The organism is Paenibacillus sp. 01T47 (assembly GCF_056398245.1).
The window spans coordinates 234,137-256,764 of the sequence record NZ_JBFTPA010000006.1; the positions used below are offsets into that span (position 1 = coordinate 234,137).

Sequence of the window (22,628 nt, forward strand, 5' to 3'; positions counted from 1 at the left end):
TCATAAATGAGTATTAAGAAGATCGGGCATATGCCCGATCTTTTTTTCTTTTTCACCCCGCTCTGGGCGCAAGCATAAGATGATCTAGAGCTATTAGCAAGAAAGGAGTGAAGCTTAATGCTAACAGGCGTTCAAGTGCTGCTGCTTGGTGGTGATGCAAGGCAGCTGGAGGTAATTCGAAAGCTGACTGAGCTTGATGCTGCTGTCACAGTTTCGGGTTTTGACGGCTTGCATTCGTCACTCGACGGAGCGGTACAGGCGGAGTTCGAGGAACAGCTTTTTGAATCCGTCGATGCGTTGTTGTTGCCTGCCGTAGGCACTGATGATCAAGGGATCATCCAGAGTGTTTTTAGTGACCGACAAATGCAGCTGGCAGACAGCCATTTTGCAAAGCTGCCAAAACATTGCACAGTATATACAGGAATGGCGAAGCCTTATTTGCGTCAGCTATGCGAGCAGCATTCACTGTCGCTCGTTGAGCTGTTTGACCGTGATGATGTTGCCATATACAATTCAATTCCGACAGCGGAAGGCGCCTTAATGATGGCCATTCAGAATACGGATATTACGATTCATGGGTCTTCTTCTATGGTGCTTGGTTTCGGTAGAACAGGCTTTACAATGGCACGAACGCTTCAAGGTTTGGGGTCCAAAGTGAAGGTCGGTGTACGGCGTTCAGAGCAGTTCGCAAGAGCGGCAGAGATGGGTTTTGAGCCTTTCTACATCAGTGGTTTATTGCATCATGTGAGCAATATTGACTTGCTTTTTAATACAATTCCGACTATGATAGTCACAGCACAAATTATCGCAAATTTACCTTCGCGAGCCGTCATTATTGACCTCGCATCGAAGCCTGGCGGGACAGATTTCCGCTTCGCTGAGAAGCGTGGCATTAAAGCGATGCTCGCACCCGGACTACCCGGTATCGTCGCACCGAAAACAGCTGGACGTATCATAGCGGATTGCTTATCTCAGTTGATTTTGGACGATACGATTAAGCGGGGGAATGGGATATGAATTGGTCTGGAATTACGGTAGGTTATGCATTGTCAGGCTCACATTGTACGTTTGCTGAAGTTATGCCTGAAATTAAGCGGTTCGTCGATGCGGGGGCCAATGTGGTGCCGATCGTTTCGAATACACTTATGACAACGGACACTAGATTTGGAAAGTCCGAGGATTGGCAAACACAGTTAAAAGCGATTACCGGAAATGAACTTATTTCGACCATTGTGCAGGCGGAGCCACTTGGGCCTTCTAAGCTGCTGGACGTTCTTGTCATAGCACCTTGCACAGGAAATACGACAAGCCGACTTGCAAATGCGATAACGGACAGCGCAGTACTTATGGCTGCTAAAGCCCAAATGCGCAACGGCCGTCCGCTGGTTCTTGCTATTTCGACAAATGATGGACTTGGTTTAAATGCCGCTAACATAGCGAAGCTATTAGTGGCTAAACATATTTATTTTGTACCGTTCGGCCAAGATAACCCGGTGCAGAAGCCTAATTCGCTTGTTGCCAGAATGGATTTGGTCTTGGAAGCATGCGAAGCTGCCCTCTCTGGCAAACAGCTGCAGCCTCTGCTTATCGAACGTCATTCATGACACACGGATAGAGGGGAGACGACAACAGATGTCGTATCAGAAATTGTTTAACGTTGCAGTTGTTGGTGCAACAGGCGCAGTAGGAGAACAAATACTGAAATTACTTGCTTCCAGAAACTTCCCGATCCGAAAGCTTAAGCTGTTATCGTCTGCTCGCTCAGCCGGCACAAAAATTACATTTAAAGATCAGGAGCTTACGGTTGAAGAAGCAAAGCCGGAAAGCTTCGAAGGTATCGACATCGCTTTGTTTAGTGCAGGAGGCGATGTTACTAAAACATTGGCTCCACATGCGGTTAAACATGGTGCAGTATGTATTGATAACACCAATGCATACCGCATGGACGAAAACACACCGCTTGTCGTTCCTGAGGTAAATATTGAGAAGGTTAGCGAGCATAAGGGCATAATCGCTAATCCGAACTGCTCGACCATTCAAATGGTAGTAGCTCTTAAACCGCTACAAGACCGTTTTGGCATTTCGCGTATTATCGTTTCCACCTATCAAGCGGTTTCTGGTGCTGGAAATCTTGCCATAGATGAGATGCTTCGTCAAACTACAGCTTCACTTCAGGGTGAAGAGGTAAACCCAGCTATTCTTCCAGTAGGCGCATTGCCGGTTAAGCATCAAATTGCATTTAATGCGATTCCGCAAATTGATAAGTTTCAAGAGAATGGTTATACGCTTGAGGAAATGAAAATGGTTCGCGAAACGAAAAAAATTATGGGTGACGAGTCTATTCAGGTTACAGCTACATGCGTGCGAATTCCTGTCGTTTACGGTCACTCGGAATCTCTATATGTTGAGCTCAAAAACGACTACGATTTGGAAGAGGTTAAGCAGCTGCTTGCAGATGCACCGGGCGTTACGCTCGTTGATGATCCTGCTAATCAGCAATACCCGCTTGCGACTGATGCTGCCGGTAAGCCGGATGTATTTGTTGGTCGCTTGAGACGTGATCTTGGATCGGATCGCGGACTTAATATGTGGATCGTCTCCGATAACCTGCTCAAAGGAGCAGCATGGAATGCTGTTCAAATCGCTGAACATATCGCAAGAGGTTAATGTATTAAGTAAAAGGTAATAAAGCTTGCTTCTTCCCTGGATCGATCATGGAGGATTATAATATGCGCATCCTGATTCAAAAATTCGGGGGCACCTCTCTTTCTACCGATCATGCCAGAGAACACGTAATTAGTCATATTACCAGAGAACGCAGCAGTGGCCTTGCTGTAGTCGTAGTCGTATCTGCTATGGGGCGTAAGGGCGATCCTTACGCAACGGATACCTTGCTTCAGGTTATACGTGATAATGGCGACAGGCTGCCAGCGCGTGAGCGAGATATGCTGCTAGGCTGCGGAGAAATTATTTCCGCAGCCGCTTTATGCAGCTTGCTCATTGCGAGCGGCATTCCTTCCGTTGTCCTAACCGGAGGACAGGCGGGCATGATTACTGACGAGCAGTATGGGCAAGCCCGAATCAAAGAGATTCGGCCAGATAAGGTGCTTCATCATTTACGTGAAGGAACCGTTGTAATCGTAACAGGTTTTCAAGGAAGCACTGCATTAGGAGATACGACAACACTTGGCCGCGGCGGAAGCGATACTTCAGCTACAGCATTAGGTGCTGCGCTGCGCGCTGAAATGGTCGATATTTATACGGATGTTAACGGGATTTTAACGGCGGACCCTAGATTAGTCGAGGAGGCGAAACCGCTTCCTGTCGTAAGCTATGCTGAAATATGCAACATGGCAAGGCAAGGAGCTAAGGTTATCCATCCTCGTGCCGTTGAGATTGCTCAGCAGGCTCGTATACCGCTCCGCGTTCGTTCTACCTTCTCAAGTGAAACAGGCACATTAGTAACTGATTCTGCTGAGCTTAAGGCTGAGCTGGCGGTTAAGGATCGTCATGTTACAGGAATTGCCCATGCAGCAGGGATTACTCAAATATCAGTAAAGGCTATTGAAGGCCGAAATGACGTGCAGCTGCAAGTGTTTCAATCTATGGCTAAACATCATATTAGTGTTGATTTTATTAATGTAACGCCAAGCGGTGCAGTTTATACCGTATTTGATCATGATGCTAAACGTGCAGTTGATGTACTGAAGGAATGCGGCTTTGCACCTTCAGCTATTAAAGGCTGTGCTAAAGTATCCGTCATCGGCGGTGGTATGAATGGAGAGCCAGGCGTTATGGCGCGTATCGTGGAAGCGCTGACGGAGCAGGGCATTTCAATCATGCAATCGGCTGATTCTAATACTACGATATGGGTGCTCGTTCGTGAAGCGGATATGGTAGAGGCACTTCGTTCTCTGCACGCTAAGTTCGAGCTTCATCGATAGAGCAACTTTTTTGGGAGGAATTCAGATGGAATTTGGAAGACTAATTACCGCAATGGTAACCCCATTTGATGCGGACGGTCATATTGATTGGGAAACGACAGCAAAATTAATTGATTATTTGATTGAGGAGCAGCAAAGCGATAGTCTTGTCGTTTCAGGCACGACTGGCGAATCACCGACGCTCTCCGATGAAGAAAAACTGGAACTGTTCCGATTTGCTGTTAAGCATGCGAATGGTCGTTGCAAAATCATTGCTGGTACGGGCAGCAACAACACAGCCCATTCCATCCATCTGACAAAAGACGCAGAAGCAGCAGGCGTTGATGGCATTTTGCTTGTCGCTCCATATTATAACCGTCCTAGTCAAGAAGGACTTTATCAGCACTTTAAGGCTATTGCTGAAGCAACAAAATTGCCTATTCTTTTGTATAATGTGGAAGGTCGTACGGGAGTCAACATCTCTGTCGAAACGACGCTTCGTTTAGCACAAATCGACAATGTTGTGGCGACAAAAGATTGTGCTTCAACAGATCAATTAACTCAAATTATTAGTGGTGCTCCTGCAGGATTTAAAGTATACAGCGGGGACGACAGTGCTACACTTCCTGCTTTAGCTATTGGAGCTTACGGAATCGTTAGCGTTGCGGGACATGTCGTTGGCGCGCAAATGAAACAATTAATCGAAGCCTATGTGAACGGAAACGTTCAGGAAGCTGCTCGAATAAATGGTATTTTACATCCAATTTTCAGAGGTTTATTCTATTGTCCTCATCCTGTACCTAATCCTGTGGCCGTGAAATTTGCACTTGGCTTAAAAGGTTTGCCAGTTGGAGGAGTTAGACTTCCGCTTGTTACTGTGACCGAGGCTGAGGCCGCATTCTTACGCAATTTACTGGTGTAAATACACGTAATCGTTGATTGCAGCCGGTGCATCCAGCATCGGTTTTATTTTTTTGGGAAGCATATTGCATAATAGCAATATCGTGTTTCACTTGTATTCCAGCTTTTTCTTCATGTATAATGATTTCAAGTGACTGGGTGCGGCAAATATTTGGAAATGAAATTAACGTCAGAGCGGCATCTGACGATAACAACGCATAGGTAAACAATGTTCGGCATTAATTACCTGTGGATCCGTACAAAATAAATATTGCTTTTCCATATTACGACAATACTTACGAGGCCATTATAGCTTCGCAATAATAATTAGATGCTTACGGAGCCGTTCGCTTCGAAATATTTAAGAAAATGCTTACAAAGCTATTTTGCTTCGAAAATTAACCCAATGATTACGAAGCGAATTTCGCTTCGCAAAATTTTAAGGAGGAAAACACTTGTCTAAGAAGAACAACCAGGATAAATTGCTCATTTTTGCACTAGGCGGAGTTGGCGAGATCGGGAAAAACATGTACGTCATCCAATATAACAATGATATCGTTGTAGTTGACTCAGGACTTAAGTTCCCTGAAGAGGACATGCTCGGAATCGATATTGTTATCCCTGACATCTCTTACCTAACGGAAAATCGCGACAAAGTTCGCGGAATTATTATTACACATGGTCACGAGGATCATATTGGCGGTTTGCCTTATGTACTAAAAAGCTTAAATGTGCCATTATATGCAACAAAACTAACACTCGGACTTATCGAAGGAAAATTGAAGGAAGCCGGCTTGCTCGGAGAAACGAAACGTATTCTCATCAATGCAGATAGCGAAATTCAATTAGGCACGATTCGTGCATCCTTCTTCAGAACGAACCACAGTATTCCAGATTCCGTTGGTGTCAGCTTGGATACACCGGAAGGTACTGTCGTTCATACAGGTGACTTTAAATTTGACCATACGCCGGTGAATGAGCAATTTGCTGACTTGCAGCGTATTGCTGAGATTGGCAAGCGCGGCGTTTTGGCGCTATTGTCAGACAGTACAAATGCTGAACGTCCAGGATACACGCCATCTGAAGCACAAGTTGGCGACAATCTAGAGGATATTTTCCGCAAATCGTCACAACGCGTTGTCGTAGCAACTTTTGCTTCCAACGTACACCGGATTCAACAAATTATAAATGCTGCTATTGCAACAAAACGTAAGATTGCGGTTGTTGGCCGCAGTATGGTTAACGTTGTAGGTATCGCTTCTGATCTTGGCTACTTGAATATTCCAGAGGGAATGATTATCGAGCCGGAAGAAGTAAACAAATTAGCTGCTGATCGTGTTGTTATTTTGTGTACAGGCAGTCAAGGCGAGCCGATGTCGGCGCTTACTCGCATGGCACGTTCGACACATCGCAAAGTTGATATTTTACCAGGCGACACCGTCATTATTGCGGCAACACCAATTCCGGGCAACGAAAGATATGTTGGTCGTACTGTTGATGAATTATTCCGCCTTGGTGCAAATGTTATTTACGGAAATGGTTCCGTTTCAGGCGTTCACGTATCTGGTCACGGCAGCCAAGAAGAACTTAAGCTTATGCTTAACTTGATTAAGCCAAAATACTTCATTCCTATCCACGGTGAATATCGTATGCTTCGTCAGCATGCGAAGCTTGGGGAAGCAATCGGAATTGAGCGCGAGAACATCTTCGTTATTGATAACGGTGATACAGTTGAGTTCCAGAACGGCAGCGGCCGCAAAGGCTCGAAAGTACAAGCAGGAAACGTATTGATTGATGGATTGGGCGTAGGCGATGTTGGTAACATTGTATTGCGTGATCGCAAGCTATTGTCGCAAGATGGCATTTTGGTCGTTGTTGTTACATTAAGCAAACAAGATGGCGCGATCTTGTCTGGTCCAGATATTATTTCTCGCGGTTTCGTTTATGTTCGTGAATCCGAAGGTCTTCTTGATGAAGCCAATCGCATCGTGACATCGACGCTTACACGTTTGATGAATGATAAAGTAAATGAGTGGGCATCGCTCAAAACGAATGTGAAGGATGCGCTTGGTCGTTTCTTGTACGAGCAGACTCGTCGTCGTCCAATGATTTTGCCAATCATTATGGAAGTTTAACATATAAATAATTAATGAAAAGAATCGCTTGTCCTTTCCGCAATTGCCGCGGCGGACACAAGCGATTCTTTTTTTATATAAGAACAGAAGACTTTTCTGCTTGGTTTGTCAAATCAAGAGATCTAGACTGTATTTTGTATAAATTTTTGACCAGACCTCATACTATGACGAGCATCAACATAAGAGGGGGATATTTAAATGAATGGTCACACAAACATGCAGTTTACTTCAGAGCAGCCTGAACAACCTATTCCAGACGATAAAAAAAAGGCGAATGCTGTTGTCGAAACGATTCAGCAGCTTGGTCAGACAGCGGCTCCTGCATTGACGGAATCCAATATCTTTTGTATGACCATCATTGGGCAAGTGGAGGGACATCTCGTTTTGCCACCGCAAAATAAAACGACTAAATATGAGCATCTTATTCCACAACTCGTAGCAGCTGAACAAAATCATAAAATTGAAGGTGTGTTTATCGTTCTGAATACTGTAGGCGGTGATGTCGAGGCAGGACTGGCAATAGCTGAGATGATTTCATCACTCAGCAAGCCAACAGTAACGCTCGTGCTTGGCGGAGGACACTCTATAGGCGTTCCGATTGCCGTTGCTGGCGATATGTCGTTTATTGCAGAAACAGCAACGATGACGATACATCCAATTCGTCTTAACGGTTTAGTAATCGGTGTACCACAAACCTTTGAATATTTGGATAAAATGCAGGAGCGCGTCGTACGATTTGTAACTTCGCACTCGAACGTGACGGAACATACATTTAAAGAGCTCATGTTCAAGACGGGGGAGCTTACACGGGATATAGGAACTACGGTTATTGGGTCTGATGCAGTCAAGCATGGTCTGATTGATGCCGTTGGCGGCTTGGGTGAGGCGTTAAAGGAATTAAACCGAAGAATTGAGGCTTCCAAGCTCGGTAGAATTGAGGTGAATATCCAATGACACTTTATACGAATATGCCTCTTGAGGTTGTGCTGGAGGGCTTTAATGACGAAATGGAGCAATCGCAAGAGGTATGGTCAAATGGTGTAAAGATGCAGGTGACTCCCATCGCACCGGGAATGGGGAAAATTATTCGATTATTAGATTGCAGCCTCGACGACTATCTCAATCCAAATTTAATGCCGGGCACGATTGTGAATTATAAATAAGGAACAAACAAATGTTCGTGCAAATGTCTCATAGGAACATTTGCCCACCTATGGTATAATCTTTTACCAGAGGTGACGGATTTGGCAAAGAAAAAGAGACGAAAAAAATCAATTGGCACAAACTTAAAATATGAAGTATATGGAATTTTGCTTATTACAATATCAATTATTGCCCTCTCTGGAGAGGCGGCTGTCGGGCGCTCGTTATCCAAGCTATTTGGGCTTGTGCTCGGCAAGTTTTATTTTGTATTAGCACTAATTGGGATTGTCATTGGACTTGCTGTCATGATCAAACGCGCTTGGCCTAAAGGATGGACGAACAAGCGAACAGGCTTGTTTATCATGGTGCTTGCATTTACACTCATGAGCTCCATATCTGAAATTGATCAAAAGCTGAGCCCTACGGTTGATTTGACAGGGTCGAAGATTTTTAATCAGCTTAGCAGCGATTTAAAATTATCTTTAATAAGTGTACCGGCTGAAAATGATTTACCGATCAGAGACAAAGAAATAAGCGGTGGTTTTGTAGGCGCTATTCAATATTCATTATTTTTCTCTTTGTTCGGGTATTATGGCGCGAAGCTTATTATGTTTGTTATGTTCGCGATCTCTATCATGCTTATGACAGGTAAGTCGTATGTGGAGTTAGGGAGATTGGTTACGACCCGTGGCAATCGTATGTTCAAGCTGCTTGCAGCTAAATGGGAGAAGAGAGCTTCTCTGCGTGCTGCCGCAGCTGCACAAGCGAGTGCCAATGTTGGACAGGCTGATTTTGATGATGATGATGAAACAATTGATGACGATCATGAAAGTTATGTTGCTGCTCCTCCTAAGAAGAAGAAGAGAAGATCTTTGTTTTTCTCTTGGAGACAGGATCAAGATGAGGAAGAGTCTGATACTTCCAGTCATCCGCAGGATGAATGGGTGTTCGAGCCAAATGGAACGGATACGCTTGCAAGCGCGAAGCCTGCCTGGCAAAATGATATCGAACCGCCTTGGGAGAAATCCGGCGCTGATTTACATACAGATTTGACTCCAGATGAGCATGACAGCACGCCGCCATGGGAAAATGCTGGTGATGGTCTTATAATCGACCATGAGCCGCTTGTAGCTAATCGTGATGAAGCATGGAACCAAACGAATCCTATTCAGGAATTAGCCGATTCAGAGCTGCTTAACGATACTCAGGAAGAGGCTGAGGATGATGATACGGATTTATTGGAGCCTGAAATAATCGCGGCTGGTGCTAATTCTTCAGAAGCGCTTGTATATGAGGAAGATACGGAGCAACCGATTCCGAAACGTCCTATTGCCGAAGAGAACGCACCTAAACCTTACCTGCTGCCGCCTTTTACGCTGCTTACTAAACCGAATTTAATGAGCAAAAATGCTGATGCGTCCGACATGTACGACTCTCGCCGAAAGCTGGAGGCAACGCTGGAAAGCTTTGGCGTACGTGCTAAGGTACTGGATGTTGTTCGCGGGCCAGCAGTAACTCGTTATGAAGTTCAGCCGGCAACGGGCGTTAAGGTTAGCCGAATTGTTGGTTTAACGGATGATATCGCTCTTGCGTTAGCAGCTAAGGATATTCGGATGGAGGCACCGATCCCGGGGAAATCAGCCATAGGGATAGAAGTGCCAAATATGGAGGTTTCCGTCGTAACGATGCGAGAGGTAATGGAAACCACTGCGTTTCAAAATGCTGCCTCCAAATTGTCTATCGCGTTCGGCCGAGATATATCTGGACAGACGATCGTAGGCAACTTAGCCAAAATGCCCCATTTGCTTGTAGCAGGTGCTACAGGTTCGGGTAAATCCGTTTGTATTAACGGCATTATTACGAGTATTTTGTATAAGGCTGCGCCAGACGAGGTTAAATTTCTTATGATTGACCCAAAAATGGTTGAGCTGAACGTATACAATGGAATTCCGCATTTGCTCGCTCCAGTTGTTACGAATCCTAAGCGTGCTTCTCTGGCTCTAAAGAAAATTGTTGTTGAGATGGAAAGCCGCTATGAGCTTTTCTCCAAATCCGCAACTCGCAATATCGAAGGCTACAACAATTTAATGGCCGATAATCCTGCAGCTGTTCTTCCTTATATCGTTGTTATTGTGGACGAGCTTGCTGACTTGATGATGGTTGCTGCAAACGATGTAGAGGACTCCATTGCAAGGCTTGCTCAAATGGCGCGTGCAGCTGGTATTCATCTTATCATTGCAACGCAGCGGCCATCAGTCGATGTCATTACGGGCGTTATTAAAGCAAACATTCCTTCCCGTATTGCTTTCGGTGTATCTTCTCAGGTAGACTCTCGCACCATTCTTGATATGGTAGGAGCGGAAAAGCTGCTTGGTCGCGGTGATATGCTTTTCTTGCCGGTTGGAATGTCGAAGCCGATAAGGGTGCAAGGGGCCTTTTTATCCGATCAAGAAGTAGAATCATTAGTAAACTACGCACGCGGTCAAGCCGAAGCGCAGTATAAAGAGGATCTTGTACCGGAAGTTGAAGAGGACTCAACGGATGGGAACGAAATGCTGGATGAGCTTTATGATCAAGCGGTACAAGTGATATTGGAAGCGAAGCAGGCATCGGTTTCCTTGCTGCAGCGGCGAATGAGAATTGGCTATACTAGAGCGGCAAGATTGATCGACCAAATGGAGGCTCGCTCTATTGTTGGTCCTTATGAAGGCAGTAAGCCGCGGGAAGTGCTAATTACGCTCGATCAATTTCAAGCTGGAAGAGCTAGCTCATAATTTCCGAAGTTTGCAGAAAACGGAACGAAGTGCATAGAAGTGGGATCAACTTCTCATACTAAAGTTAGGTAACGCTACCTTAAGCGAACTAACTTGCAAGAGAAAGGCAGATCCCATCATGAGAAATCGTTTGATTTTGGTGACCTCGATTATCGTGCTGTTGTTGTTCGGTTCCTTTTCGTTACTGAGCGGAAAGCATGACGGAGTAAAGGAAACGTTCAGCAACGCCACCTTAACTGTTGGCTCAACTGGACAAGACGTAAAAGAATTGCAAGGACGGCTAAAGCACCTCGGTTATTTTAAAGGTGATATAGACGGGAAGTTTGGATCGAGCACAAAAAATGCGGTCACATGGTTTCAATGGAAGTTTGGGCTTAAATCGGACGGTATTGTCGGTGCCAAAACAAAGCTGAAGCTTTGGGAAGCAACAAAAAAATGGACGCCATCAGCAGCAGCCCCGCCTGCTTCCGGTTCTAATTCTGGCGGTAAAGAAGATGCTGGTTCTTCCGGCAATAAGGCACCCATTGGAGGTTCCAACCGATTAGGCTTGTCGGAAAATGACATACAGATTATGGCTAATGCCGTATACGGTGAAGCAAGAGGCGAGCCGTATGAAGGCCAAATCGCGGTTGCTGCGGTTATCATTAACCGTATGAAGTCTCAAAGTTTCCCTAACACGATTTATGGCGTCATCTTCCAGCCTGGTGCCTTTACAGCGGTTGCTGACGGGCAAATTTGGCTTACGCCTAATGCGAAAGCGCGCGAGGCAGTTATGGATGCCATTAACGGCCAAGATCCTTCTGGCGGTTGTCTTTATTATTTCAATCCAGAAACAGCAACCTCGAAATGGATCTGGACAAGAACACAAATTAAAACAATCGGCAAGCATATATTCTGTATGTAACTATAAGCCATTCTCGAAAGGAAGCAGCCGTTACTGCCTAGTGCAGCAGTGGTTGCTTCTTCCATTTCCTATAGGTTAGAATGGTATAGTGATTTGTTTAATGGAATAGATTTACTCTATAACGCGCCGTTGAAAGGAGCAAACCGAGTGTCCACATTTGAAAGAGGGCAGCTGCAGCGCATTCGTCTGCATGTATTGCCTACAAAACGATTCAAAACGTTTGCCATTTCGTTATTTGCGGGACTTTCACTTGAAGAAGCAACAGTAACACCGGTTGCTCTTATTCCGTTTGTACTGAGAAGAGGCACGGCGAAATTACCAGAAACGATTACTTTTCGTGAGAAGCTTGACGATTTATATGGAGCAGGCTTTGGGTTCGATGTATATAAAAGAGGCGACTCTCAGATTGTCCAATTTCGAATGGATGTCATAAATGATGAGTTTGTTTCATCCGATACTCCACTTCTTGCAGAATCGCTGCAATTTCTAGGTGATGTAATAACAGATCCGCTCATAGATCAGAATGGTTTCCATCAGAAGTATGTAGATGCCGAAAAAACGACGCTCAAAAAACGTTTAGAGGCGATCGTCAATGATAAAATTCGATACGCCGCAGAGCGCTGCTTGGAAGAAATGTGCGCGGATGAGCCTTATCGTTTGCATCCACTAGGCAAGCTTGCTGAAATCGAATCCATTACCTCATCTTCACTGTATGATTCCTATTTGCAGTGGCTGGATAATGCAGCACTTGACTTGTATGTCGTTGGAGATACGACGCTTGAGGAAGTAACGAAGCTTGTGGCGAGCGCCTTCAAGTTGAAGGATGGTTCACCATCTACTTATTCCACTCCGAATATCCATCACCCTGTTAAGGAAGTGAAACAGGTCACAGAACGGATGGAGGTCAGTCAAGGCAAGCTGAATTTAGGGCTTCGCACGGGAGTCGGGTATGTTGATGATGCTTATCCTGCTGCATTAATGTACAACGGAATCTTGGGCGGATACCCTCATTCGAAGCTTTTCTTGAATGTGCGCGAGAAAGAGAGTTTGGCTTACTACGCTGCATCCCGTCTTGATGGACATAAAGGGTTATGCACAATTCAATCCGGAATTGAGTTTGCGAATTACGAGCGAGCAGTTGTGATTATTAAAGAGCAGCTTGAAAGCATGCGTCAAGGAAAACTCTCGGAGCTTGAGATGAACCAAACCAAGGCGATGATATCCAATCACCTCCGTGAGCTTCAAGACTCAGCGTATGAGATGATTGCTTATGATTTTAATGGCGTGTTAACGGGTAAAGATCGAAGTGCAGAGCAGCTGCTTGAGCAGGTTCAAGCGGTAACAGCTGAGGATATCGTTAAGGTTGCAGAGCAAGTACAGCTCGATACGATTTACTTTTTGCGCGATCGAAAGGAGGCATAAAAGGTGCAAACCCTAAATTATCCAAATGTTCAGGAAACCTTGTATCGTGAAGTGCTTGATAATGGACTTGAAGTTATCGTACTTCCGAAGGAAGGCTTTCATAAAACGTACGCGACATTTTCTACAAAATACGGTTCCGTTGACAACCGTTTTTCAGTTGGCAGCCAGCCGCCTGTAAAAGTGCCGGACGGTATTGCACATTTCTTGGAACATAAAATGTTTGAAGAGCCAACAGGCGATATTTTCGCAGTATTTGCCTCTCAAGGTGCATCGGCTAATGCCTTTACGAGCTTTGACCGAACCGTATACTTGTTTTCGGCTACGGAGCAAATCAACGCGAATTTAGAGACGCTTATCAATTTTGTTCAGAATCCTTATTTTACGGATACAAATGTGGAGAAGGAAAAAGGGATCATTGAGCAAGAAATCAATATGTACCGCGACAATCCGGATTGGAGAGTCTATTTTGGATTGATTGATGCGCTTTATCATGAGCATCCTGTTCATATTGATATCGCCGGCACTGTCGAGTCCATCAGGCAAATAGATAAGGAAACGCTATATCGCTGCTATGAAACGTTTTATCACCCATCAAATATGTTGTTGTTTGTTGTTGGCGGAGTGAAGGCGGAGGAAGTATTCCAGCTTGTCCGCGACAATCAAAATAGTAAGTCGTTTGAACCTCAAGGACCGATTGAACGTTATTTCGAGAAAGAGCCGGAAACAGTAAAAATTGCGCGTAAGGTAACGGAGCTTCCTGTATCATTGCCTAAATGCATGCTGGGCTTCAAAGAAAAGCAGACAGGTCTTGAAGGGGAAGCGCTTCTTCGTCAAGAAGTAACGACCAAGCTGATGTTGGATGCTTTGATTGGGCCTAGCTCTAAGCTTTATCAGCAGCTGTATGAAAATGATCTGATCTCTGATTCATTTGGAAGCGAGTATAATTCGAGCACGGGTTATGCTTTCTCCGTTATCGGCGGAGATACTCCAAATCCTGATGAGCTTATTAAGCAAATCCAAACGGCGGTTGAAGCCGTTTTGGTAAGCGGTATTGAGCCTACTGCGTTTGAAAGATCCAAACGTAAAAAAATCGGTGGATATTTGCGTATGCTTAACTCCCCAGAAGCAATTGCCGGTGAATTTACAAGATATCGATTCCGTGACAGCGACATGTTCGACGTCCTCGATTTCTATGAGAAATGTACACTTGAACAAGTGAATGAACGGCTCCGCGAGCATTTTGATTTCGATCAGCTTGCAGTATCCATTGTGGAACAGCCTTCAAAATGAAGACGCTCCAACAGATGACGGTTCTTATAACGGGGGGAAGCCGCGGCATCGGAGCAGCTATTGCTAAACGATTTGCAGCGGAAGGCGTAAATATCGTTATCCATTACTTGCAATCTCATGAGACAGCAAATGAAACGGCACGGATGTGTATGGCTCTTGGCGCGAATGTGTTAACCATTTCTGCTGATCTGCGCTCTAAGGAGCAGCTGGAGCGGATGCGGGAGAAGCTGGAGAGCCATAATATGCTTCCCGATATATTGGTTAATAATGGCGGAATTTCACATTATGGCATGTTAATGGATGTGACAGAGGAAGAATGGGATGATGTGATGGCGGTCAACCTAAAAGGAATGTTCCTTTGTTCGCAGCTATTTATGCCGAATATGATTGCACAGCGCTTTGGCCGCATCATAAATGTTTCTTCTATTTGGGGAATGTCAGGTGCTTCGTGCGAGGTTCTCTATTCCACGACGAAGGGTGGCATGAACGCCTTTACTAAGGCGCTGGCGAAAGAGCTGGCGCCGACAGGCGTTACTGTTAATGCGGTTGCTCCTGGTGCAGTTGAGACAGAAATGATGGATGGGTTCAATGCGGAGGAAAAGGCAGCTATTCAGCAGGAAATTCCGGTTGGACGTTTTGGCTCAACAGATGAAATTGCATCACTTGTATATTTTCTTGCACTGCCGGAATCTTCCTATATTACGGGCCAAGTCATTAGTCCGAATGGCGGATGGCATACGTAGTCGGTGGCTGCTGCTTCTTGGGACAAGCTTGTTGCATAATTAGAACAGTGTTTACGCATCATATGACTGTTGATGATTTTTTTCTATACCCTTAGGAGGCGAAGAAACATGTCAACCGTACTTTCTAATTTTGCAACATGGAAGCAATTTTTGGCAGAGCGTGTATCGCAAGCCAAAAAAATCGGCATGACGGAAGAAACGATTTCAAGCTTAGCTTACGAAATCGGTACTTTTCTCGACGAGAAGGTCGATCCGAAAAATGAGGAAGAACGCGTATTGAAGCAGCTATGGGACGCTGGCGATGAAGCAGAACGCAAAACACTTGCATGCTTAATGGTCAAGCTCGTTCAGGAGTCTTAGCAGCAATCGTACGAAATCGTCATCTTCCTTAACAGAAGCAGAAGCAGAAGAGCCTCCTCTAGGAGGCTTTTCTGCAATGTTTCTTTTTGGGTTGCAGGATTGTGACGAAACTTGTAGAATTATGTTTCATGATGTATGTAATCTTTTTTTACATACTTCTACAAGAACAGGTTTAGGACGGTGACCGCATTGGAATCGAAACAATGGTACATGGAATACAAAATACATAAAAACCGCCCGGGATTACTTGGAGATATCGCCTCATTGCTCGGTATGCTTGAGGTTAATATTATGACAATTAACGGTGTGGAAGATAGAACTAGGGGCATGCTGCTTCAAACTGACGATGATGAGAAGATTGAATTGCTTGGCAAAATGCTGCAAAAAGTAGATAATATTACTGTTAACAAACTGAGAACGCCTACAATTGTTGATATTTTGGCAGTGCGCCATGGACGCTACATTGAACGTGACTCTGATGATCGCAAGACGTTTCGTTTTACACGTGATGAGCTGGGCATTTTGGTCGATTTTTTGGGTGAAGTGTTTAAACGAGACGGCAATCAGGTTATAGGTGTAAGAGGGATGCCGCGAGTTGGGAAGACAGAATCCATTATTGCAGGAAGCGTATGCTCGAACAAACGATGGTCCTTTGTGTCCTCCACCTTATTGCGCCAGACGGTTAGAAGCCAGATGTCAGAGGACGAAATGCAGCCGAATACGATTTTTATCATTGATGGTATCGTCAGTACGATTCGTTCAAATGAAAAGCACTACAGCTTGCTTCAGGAAATTATGGCTATGCCATCAACTAAAGTAATTGAGCATCCGGACATATTTATTAAGGAATCCAATTACGATTATAGCCATTTTGATATAATTGTTGAATTACGGAACAACCCAGATGAAGAAATTTCTTATGAGTCTTTTACAACTAACTATACAGACGATTTCTAATCGGAAGGAGGCCGTCTCATGTCTGACTTAGGAGAATTGCTTCGCAAGGCGAGAGAGCAACGTGGATTAACGCTTGACGATATTCAAGAAACGACAAAAATTAGAAAACGGTATTTGGAAGCGATTGAAAGTGGAGACCACACGGTTTTGCCTGGTCCTTTTTATGTACGAGCATTTGTGAAAAATTACTCAGAAGCTGTTGGGCTTGATCCGGACGAAGTGCTTCGTTTGTATCAGCATGAGGTGCCTGCAGCGCCGGTAGAACAAATATCTGAGCCGATTGTATCAAGATCACCAAGACGTGTGCAGTCCCAGTCTTCAGAAAGACTAGGGAAAATCGGCTTCAATGTGATGATGTGGTCGTTTCTTATTTTAATTGTTGTCGTCATCTGGGTGTATGTTATTAATAATGACACAGGTGGTGCCAAACAAACCGACAACAATACTAATATCACGGAAGTTTCCAAACCTCCAGCTACGAACGAGGGAGGAACCGCGGGTGGAAACGAAAACACGCCAACCGACAATCCAGCTCCACCAACACCAACACAAGCACCAACTACGGTTACTTTCGGAAGCAAAGTAGGCAAAGCGGATCAATATGATATCGGTCCTGTTGGCGTTGCCCATAAGGTTGAAGTTAAAGTGAGCGGCGGCAGAAGCTGGTTAGAGGTACGTTCAGACAGCAATCAAGGCGAGAAGCTTTATTCTGCGAATGCTGAGGACGGCAGTGTTGAAACATTTGAACTGACGGGTCCGCTTTATATCAATGTTGGTAGAGCAGATTTGACGGAAATTAAGGTTGATGGCGTTATTGTTCCTGACGGGGACAGAGCGGGCTCGAAGAAGCTGCTGCTTAAACCTCTAATTGACGAAAACGCTCCAACAGGTGGAAATACTGAAACTGGAACTGAATCTGGCACTAACACGGGTACAGGTACAGGTACGGAAACGAATCAAACGAAAACGGAATAATGAATACCGTAACAAAGGAGAGATTGAATTGGCATCAGAAAATGCATTTGATATTGTATCCAAGGTGGATATGCAAGAATTAGCCAATGCGATTAAGCAGGCGGAGCGGGAAATTGAAACACGCTTTGATTTTAAAGGCAGCAAGAGTTCCATTGCACTTGAGAAGGAAGATCTTGTTGTTGCTTCAGAGGATGAGTATAAGCTTAAGAGTGTGCTGGACATTTTATTATCCAAAATGGTAAAACGCGGAGTTCCAATTAAAAATATGGACTACGGAAAAATTGAAGGTGCTTCCGGCAATACGGTTCGTCAGCGCATTAAGCTAAGACAGGGTATTGAGCAGGATGTTTCAAAAAAAATTAATATACTTATCCGCGATTCAAAGCTGAAGGTAAAAAGCTTGATTCAAGGCGACCAACTGCGCGTTTCCGGAAAAAGCTTAGATGATTTGCAAGCTGTTATGAAGCTGCTCAGGGAAGCGGATTTGCCTGTAGAGCTTCAATTTACTAATTATCGTTCCTAACAAGCAAAAACGCCTTCAGCGTCCTCTGGATGCTGAAGCAGCTTTGACGAAGAAATATAAGAAGAGTAGGTGCAAACTATATACTTTCTTATATTTAAAAAGGCTTCGTTTCATCGGTTTCCGAGAAACGGGGCTTTTCGTTTTGGTAAAGCCATAGATGAAAAATGAGGCTTTAGCCGCTTTTGACACGTGTAATGGCATGTATTATACTTGTTTAGACAGCTTTACAGTTGGATCTGGGGGATACATAGATGAGAGAAAAAACACATGCGGTCACTCAAAGCTGCTTAACAAATGAATTGCAGCTGGGACAAAAATCTGATTTTTTTTACAAACAAAGGGTTCGCGTAACGCACACCTATGAGTTAGATCGATCTGAGGAGGGAATTGCGTGAATCTGGCGAACCGCATTACACTAGCCAGAATATTTTTGGTGCCGGTTATTATGTTTTTTCTGCTTATTAAAGTGGATTTGGGGTCGTTCACGATTTCTGACTTCTCCATTACATACAATCAAATTGCAGCGGCACTCATTTTTATTGTGGCAGCAAGCACAGACGGTCTAGATGGTTATATTGCAAGGAAAAACAAAATTGTAACTAACCTCGGCAAGCTGCTTGACCCTTTGGCGGATAAGCTTCTCGTGGCGGCAGTTCTCATTTCACTTGTTGAAATGGATAAACTTAATGCGCTGATTGCCATTGTTATTATCAGTAGAGAGTTTGCTGTTACAGGACTTCGTCAAATCGCACTTTTAGAGGGTTCTGTTATGGCTGCCAGCACTTGGGGGAAATGGAAGACGGCGATTCAAATTACGATGATTATCGCTCTCCTTATTAATAATTTCCCATTCAATTTTATTGATTTTCCATTCGATGTTATCGCAAGCTGGGTAGCAGCTGCTATTACGGTTTACTCAGGCATTGATTATTTCTTGAAAAACAAACATCTGATTCCGGTAGAATAATGGTAAAGCATCTTTCCGTCAAAAAGGGGAGATGCTTTTGCTTATATGCCTGTATTTGCCTGTATTTACTCATACATTTGAATATGAAGGAGAACTTGAATCATGAAAGCAGAAATTATTGCAGTCGGGACAGAGCTGCTGCTCGGGCAAATTGTTAATACTAATGCCCAATACTTATCGCAGAAGCTTGCAGAGTTGGGTGTAGACGTCTATTTTCAGACTGTAGTTGGGGATAATTCTGCTCGCCTGAGGCAAGCCATTGAGATCGGCAGAAGCCGAGCGGATTTGCTTGTTTTTACTGGCGGACTCGGACCAACACAAGATGATCTTACAAAAGATGTATTAGCTGATTATTTGAACCGTGAGCTGAGTATTCATGAGCCGTCTATGTCAGCAATTGAGCAGATGTTCAGCTCGCGCGGCATTCATATGGTGGAGAGCAATCGTCGTCAGGCTTTGATGATCGATGGCGGGGTTCCGTTGGAAAATACAACAGGCTTAGCAGTTGGCAACGGTTTGTCTGTTGATGGAACACTTTATTTGCTGCTGCCGGGACCGCCGCGTGAAATGAAGCCGATGATGGAAGGCGCCGGTGAACGGTGGCTGCGTTCGATGTTGGGAGAGGCCAATCCGCTTTATTCTCGCATTTTAAAGTTTGCGGGGATAGGTGAATCCAACCTCGAAGCTAAGCTTCTGGATCTAATTGATGGGCAGCTTGATCCAACGATCGCACCTTATGCAAAGGAAGGCGAGGTTTCGATACGCGTATCGACCAAAGCGAGCTCTTCCATTGAGGCTGATCTGAAAATCGATAAAAGTGTGCAGCAGATTAAGGATCGGGTAGGCGAGTATTTGTATGCAGAGCAGGATATCCCTCTGGAGGAGGAGGTTATACACCTGCTGAGAGCCTCAAGACGCAAGCTGGCGAGCGCGGAAAGCATTAGTGGGGGTTTGCTTGCCGAGCTAATTACAAACGTTCCTGGAAGCAGTGGAGAGTACGTAGGAGGGGTTGTCACCTACACCAATATAATGAAGCATCATATGCTCAGCATTCCGATGACTCAACTTGAAGGCGAAGGGGCTCCTGGAGCGATTAGCGATTCGACTGCCGCTTTAATGGCAGAGCGGGTTCGAGAACTCTCCGATGCTGATTTTGGCGTTTCTTTGACAGGAGTTGCTGGTCCAGCACAATCAGAAGGCAAGCCAGTGGGGCTTGTCTATGTAGGAATTGCCGAGCGCGGCAAACCGACCGCTGTTCATACGCTGAATTTGAGCGGCGGCAGAGGCATGATCAGAATGCGAGCAGTAAAGTCTGCTTTGTATCGTTTGTGGCTTGCGCTGCAAGCACGGTAATTTTGTTGATTAGGAATGGCAGATGCTTGTTTGGTAAATGGATGATTGCCATAAATAATGTTTGTCAATTGACGGTTTGACCGTTATAATAAAGCTTAGTTATCGGAAGAACCGTAGCGAAGATTACCTTTGCTGCGGTTTTTTTATGTCCATTTAAGGGGGCGAAGCGAAAAGGCGAATGTATGTTCGAAAAAATGCTTGTCAACCTGCCGGAAAAAAGGTATCATAAAATTATAAATAAAGAAGGATGTGAGTTTCTTGTCGGATCGTCGCGCTGCACTAGAAATGGCTTTGCGTCAAATTGAGAAACAATTTGGTAAAGGCTCCATCATGAAATTGGGAGAATCCACACACATGCAAGTTGAGACCGTGCCTAGCGGTTCGCTTGCTCTAGATATTGCTTTGGGAATAGGCGGATTACCGCGTGGACGGGTTATCGAAATATATGGACCAGAATCTTCTGGTAAAACGACAGTCGCGCTTCACGCGATTGCTGAGGTTCAAAAAATTGGCGGACAAGCTGCCTTTATCGATGCCGAGCATGCGCTTGACCCGCTTTATGCAAGCAAGCTTGGTGTAAATATTGATGAGCTATTGCTTTCGCAGCCTGATACAGGCGAACAAGCTTTGGAAATTGCCGAAGCTCTTGTAAGAAGCGGCGCGGTAGATATTATCGTTATTGACTCCGTTGCGGCACTCGTACCGAAAGCTGAAATCGAAGGCGACATGGGTGATTCTCACGTAGGTCTTCAAGCTCGTCTGATGTCTCAGGCTTTGAGAAAGCTATCGGGAGCAATCAGCAAATCGAAAACAATTGCGATCTTTATTAACCAATTGCGTGAGAAAGTCGGCGTTATGTTCGGTAACCCCGAGACAACACCAGGCGGACGCGCATTGAAATTCTACTCAAGCGTACGTCTTGACGTACGTCGTATTGAGACGCTGAAGCAAGGCAATGACATGATAGGTAACCGTACTCGTATTAAGGTTGTTAAGAACAAGGTTGCTCCACCGTTTAAGCAAGCTGAGGTGGACATCATGTACGGCGAAGGTATTTCCAGAGAAGGTACACTTGTTGATATCGGTGTTGAGATGGATATCGTTCAGAAGAGCGGAGCATGGTTCTCTTACAATGGCGAGCGTCTGGGCCAAGGTCGTGAGAATGCGAAGCAATATTTGAAAGATCACAAGGATGTTGCCGAAGTTATTGAAAAGCAAATTCGCGATGCGAGCAACTTGTCTGCAGCAGCAACTCAGGCTAATTTCAAACCTGATGAAGACGATGAAGAGTTCGAAGATCTAGAATAAATTGTCCGGCAATTATACGTGTTGATGCTTCGCCGTCCTGTTAGGGACGGCGAAGCTGTGTTTAGAGAGGATGTACCGTATGACCGAAAGCCATTCAAGAACCGAAGAAGAATGGATGATATTATCCGTTAAGCAAGACAAAAAAGAACGGAAGTTATACCATCTTTTTGCCGAGTCAGAGAAAGCTATTCTGTCCGTGCATGAAGATATATTGATTCGTTATCGATTGACCAAGGGACAACTTGTAACCGAAGCTCAGGCCGATGAAATACGAATGGAAGATGAGCGCTATCGGGGATATATAATGGCTATCGCATATTTGGGAGCTAGACCGCGAACGAGAAAGCAGATTGAGCAATATTTGAATCGCAAGTTTTTTGAAGCTGACAATATTCAGTATGCCCTTGACCGTTTAGAAAGAGAGCATATTGTGGATGATGAACAATATGCACGCCAATTTGCGACCAGCCGACTTAAGAATCGCTTAAAAGGTCGACGGTTCATTCAGCAAGAGCTGCAACAGCGAGGCGTGTCGAAAGAAGCCGCAGCAGAAGCAATCGGTTCACTGGACCAGAAAGTGGAATTAGCATCTGCTAGAAAGGCTGCGGAGAAGAAATGGCGATCTTTAAAAGGCGAACCATTTGAGAAAAAACGTAAGCTTATGGGGTATTTAATGCGCAGCGGCTTTCCGGGAGATATCGTGAAAGATGTGATAAAGACGATCGATCTGGATGGGGAAGAAGACTCATTCGAGGAAGATGATGGGCTTTTGCTTGACAATTGATTTTACGAAAAGATAAAATGAGGTTGTATTCCTTCATTATTGAATCAATTTTCCTTCCAAAAGTTGATTCAATACGATTATTTTCGTCAAATTAGTAAATGTTTAAACGGTTTGAAGCCGGTTGAAAACCTAATATCATCCCAAGCAGTGCCTTGGTGTATGCAACA

General features: G+C 44.6%; 22 protein-coding genes. All 22 read left to right on the top strand.

Annotation, left to right across the window (positions count from 1 at the left end; all coding sequences use genetic code 11):
- Nucleotides 1-117 precede the first annotated feature (117 nt).
- The 22 genes from dpsA to AC1DOV_RS14980 all read left to right on the top strand — a co-directional run bounded on the left by dpsA (nt 118) and on the right by AC1DOV_RS14980 (nt 22,461).
- Complete coding sequence (dpsA, locus tag AC1DOV_RS14875; RefSeq protein WP_441881236.1) at nt 118-1,017, top strand: dipicolinate synthase subunit DpsA; 900 nt, start codon at nt 118-120, stop codon at nt 1,015-1,017.
- Nucleotides 1,014-1,604: a dipicolinate synthase subunit B gene (locus tag AC1DOV_RS14880; protein ID WP_441881234.1), complete on the top strand. Its 591-nt coding sequence runs from the start codon at nt 1,014-1,016 to the stop codon at nt 1,602-1,604. The genes dpsA and AC1DOV_RS14880 overlap by 4 nt, the downstream gene beginning before the upstream one ends.
- Nucleotides 1,605-1,632: 28 nt before the next feature.
- Nucleotides 1,633-2,667, top strand: coding sequence for an aspartate-semialdehyde dehydrogenase (gene asd, locus AC1DOV_RS14885; RefSeq protein ID WP_441881232.1), 1,035 nt, complete (start codon nt 1,633-1,635; stop codon nt 2,665-2,667).
- 62 nt (nt 2,668-2,729) lie between these two features.
- Nucleotides 2,730-3,944: an aspartate kinase gene (gene dapG / locus AC1DOV_RS14890; protein ID WP_339208970.1), complete on the top strand. Its 1,215-nt coding sequence runs from the start codon at nt 2,730-2,732 to the stop codon at nt 3,942-3,944.
- A 25-nt stretch (nt 3,945-3,969) separates the two neighbouring features.
- Nucleotides 3,970-4,845, top strand: coding sequence for a 4-hydroxy-tetrahydrodipicolinate synthase (gene dapA / locus AC1DOV_RS14895; RefSeq protein WP_076269197.1), 876 nt, complete (start codon nt 3,970-3,972; stop codon nt 4,843-4,845).
- Between the two features lie 433 nt (nt 4,846-5,278).
- Entirely contained in the window at nt 5,279-6,958 is a 1,680-nt protein-coding gene (locus tag AC1DOV_RS14900) for a ribonuclease J (protein ID WP_053375776.1), read from the top strand.
- A 216-nt stretch (nt 6,959-7,174) separates the two neighbouring features.
- Nucleotides 7,175-7,912 (top strand): ClpP family protease, encoded by a 738-nt coding sequence (locus AC1DOV_RS14905; RefSeq protein WP_430055122.1) that lies wholly within the window; start codon nt 7,175-7,177, stop codon nt 7,910-7,912.
- The gene (locus AC1DOV_RS14910; RefSeq protein WP_076269198.1) at nt 7,909-8,121 is read left to right on the top strand and encodes a YlzJ-like family protein; all 213 of its coding nucleotides are present in this window, start codon (nt 7,909-7,911) and stop codon (nt 8,119-8,121) included. The genes AC1DOV_RS14905 and AC1DOV_RS14910 overlap by 4 nt, the downstream gene beginning before the upstream one ends.
- Nucleotides 8,122-8,202: 81 nt before the next feature.
- Nucleotides 8,203-10,875: an FtsK/SpoIIIE family DNA translocase gene (locus AC1DOV_RS14915; RefSeq protein ID WP_441881229.1), complete on the top strand. Its 2,673-nt coding sequence runs from the start codon at nt 8,203-8,205 to the stop codon at nt 10,873-10,875.
- Nucleotides 10,876-10,993: 118 nt separating this feature from the next.
- The gene (gene sleB / locus AC1DOV_RS14920) at nt 10,994-11,779 is read left to right on the top strand and encodes a spore cortex-lytic enzyme (RefSeq protein WP_076269200.1); all 786 of its coding nucleotides are present in this window, start codon (nt 10,994-10,996) and stop codon (nt 11,777-11,779) included.
- 147 nt (nt 11,780-11,926) lie between these two features.
- A complete protein-coding gene (gene yfmF / locus AC1DOV_RS14925; protein WP_441881226.1) occupies nt 11,927-13,201 on the top strand; it encodes an EF-P 5-aminopentanol modification-associated protein YfmF in 1,275 nt (424 codons plus the stop codon).
- A 3-nt stretch (nt 13,202-13,204) separates the two neighbouring features.
- Nucleotides 13,205-14,491, top strand: a complete 1,287-nt coding sequence (gene yfmH, locus AC1DOV_RS14930; RefSeq protein WP_441881224.1) for an EF-P 5-aminopentanol modification-associated protein YfmH — start codon at nt 13,205-13,207, stop codon at nt 14,489-14,491.
- Nucleotides 14,488-15,234: an elongation factor P 5-aminopentanone reductase gene (gene ymfI / locus AC1DOV_RS14935; RefSeq protein WP_076269202.1), complete on the top strand. Its 747-nt coding sequence runs from the start codon at nt 14,488-14,490 to the stop codon at nt 15,232-15,234. The genes yfmH and ymfI overlap by 4 nt, the downstream gene beginning before the upstream one ends.
- Before the next feature lie 108 nt (nt 15,235-15,342).
- Entirely contained in the window at nt 15,343-15,594 is a 252-nt protein-coding gene (locus AC1DOV_RS14940; protein ID WP_076269203.1) for a DUF3243 domain-containing protein, read from the top strand.
- 189 nt (nt 15,595-15,783) lie between these two features.
- A complete protein-coding gene (locus AC1DOV_RS14945; RefSeq protein ID WP_076269204.1) occupies nt 15,784-16,551 on the top strand; it encodes a DUF3388 domain-containing protein in 768 nt (255 codons plus the stop codon).
- Nucleotides 16,552-16,569: 18 nt separating this feature from the next.
- A complete protein-coding gene (locus AC1DOV_RS14950) occupies nt 16,570-17,526 on the top strand; it encodes a helix-turn-helix domain-containing protein (protein ID WP_441881221.1) in 957 nt (318 codons plus the stop codon).
- Between the two features lie 28 nt (nt 17,527-17,554).
- On the top strand, nt 17,555-18,049 hold the full coding sequence (locus AC1DOV_RS14955) for a YajQ family cyclic di-GMP-binding protein (protein WP_076269206.1): 495 nt from the start codon (nt 17,555-17,557) through the stop codon (nt 18,047-18,049).
- Nucleotides 18,050-18,300: 251 nt separating this feature from the next.
- On the top strand, nt 18,301-18,444 hold the full coding sequence (locus AC1DOV_RS14960) for a hypothetical protein (RefSeq protein WP_179089831.1): 144 nt from the start codon (nt 18,301-18,303) through the stop codon (nt 18,442-18,444).
- The gene (gene pgsA, locus AC1DOV_RS14965) at nt 18,441-19,016 is read left to right on the top strand and encodes a CDP-diacylglycerol--glycerol-3-phosphate 3-phosphatidyltransferase (RefSeq protein WP_138751526.1); all 576 of its coding nucleotides are present in this window, start codon (nt 18,441-18,443) and stop codon (nt 19,014-19,016) included. Before AC1DOV_RS14960 ends, pgsA begins: the two co-directional genes overlap by 4 nt.
- A gap of 102 nt (nt 19,017-19,118) precedes the next feature.
- Nucleotides 19,119-20,369 carry a competence/damage-inducible protein A gene (locus tag AC1DOV_RS14970; protein WP_441881218.1) on the top strand — a complete coding sequence of 417 codons (1,251 nt, stop codon included), beginning with the start codon at nt 19,119-19,121 and terminating at the stop codon, nt 20,367-20,369.
- 258 nt (nt 20,370-20,627) lie between these two features.
- Nucleotides 20,628-21,677: a recombinase RecA gene (recA, locus tag AC1DOV_RS14975; RefSeq protein ID WP_054028920.1), complete on the top strand. Its 1,050-nt coding sequence runs from the start codon at nt 20,628-20,630 to the stop codon at nt 21,675-21,677.
- A 79-nt stretch (nt 21,678-21,756) separates the two neighbouring features.
- Nucleotides 21,757-22,461 (top strand): regulatory protein RecX, encoded by a 705-nt coding sequence (locus AC1DOV_RS14980; protein ID WP_477550303.1) that lies wholly within the window; start codon nt 21,757-21,759, stop codon nt 22,459-22,461.
- Nucleotides 22,462-22,628 lie beyond the last annotated feature (167 nt).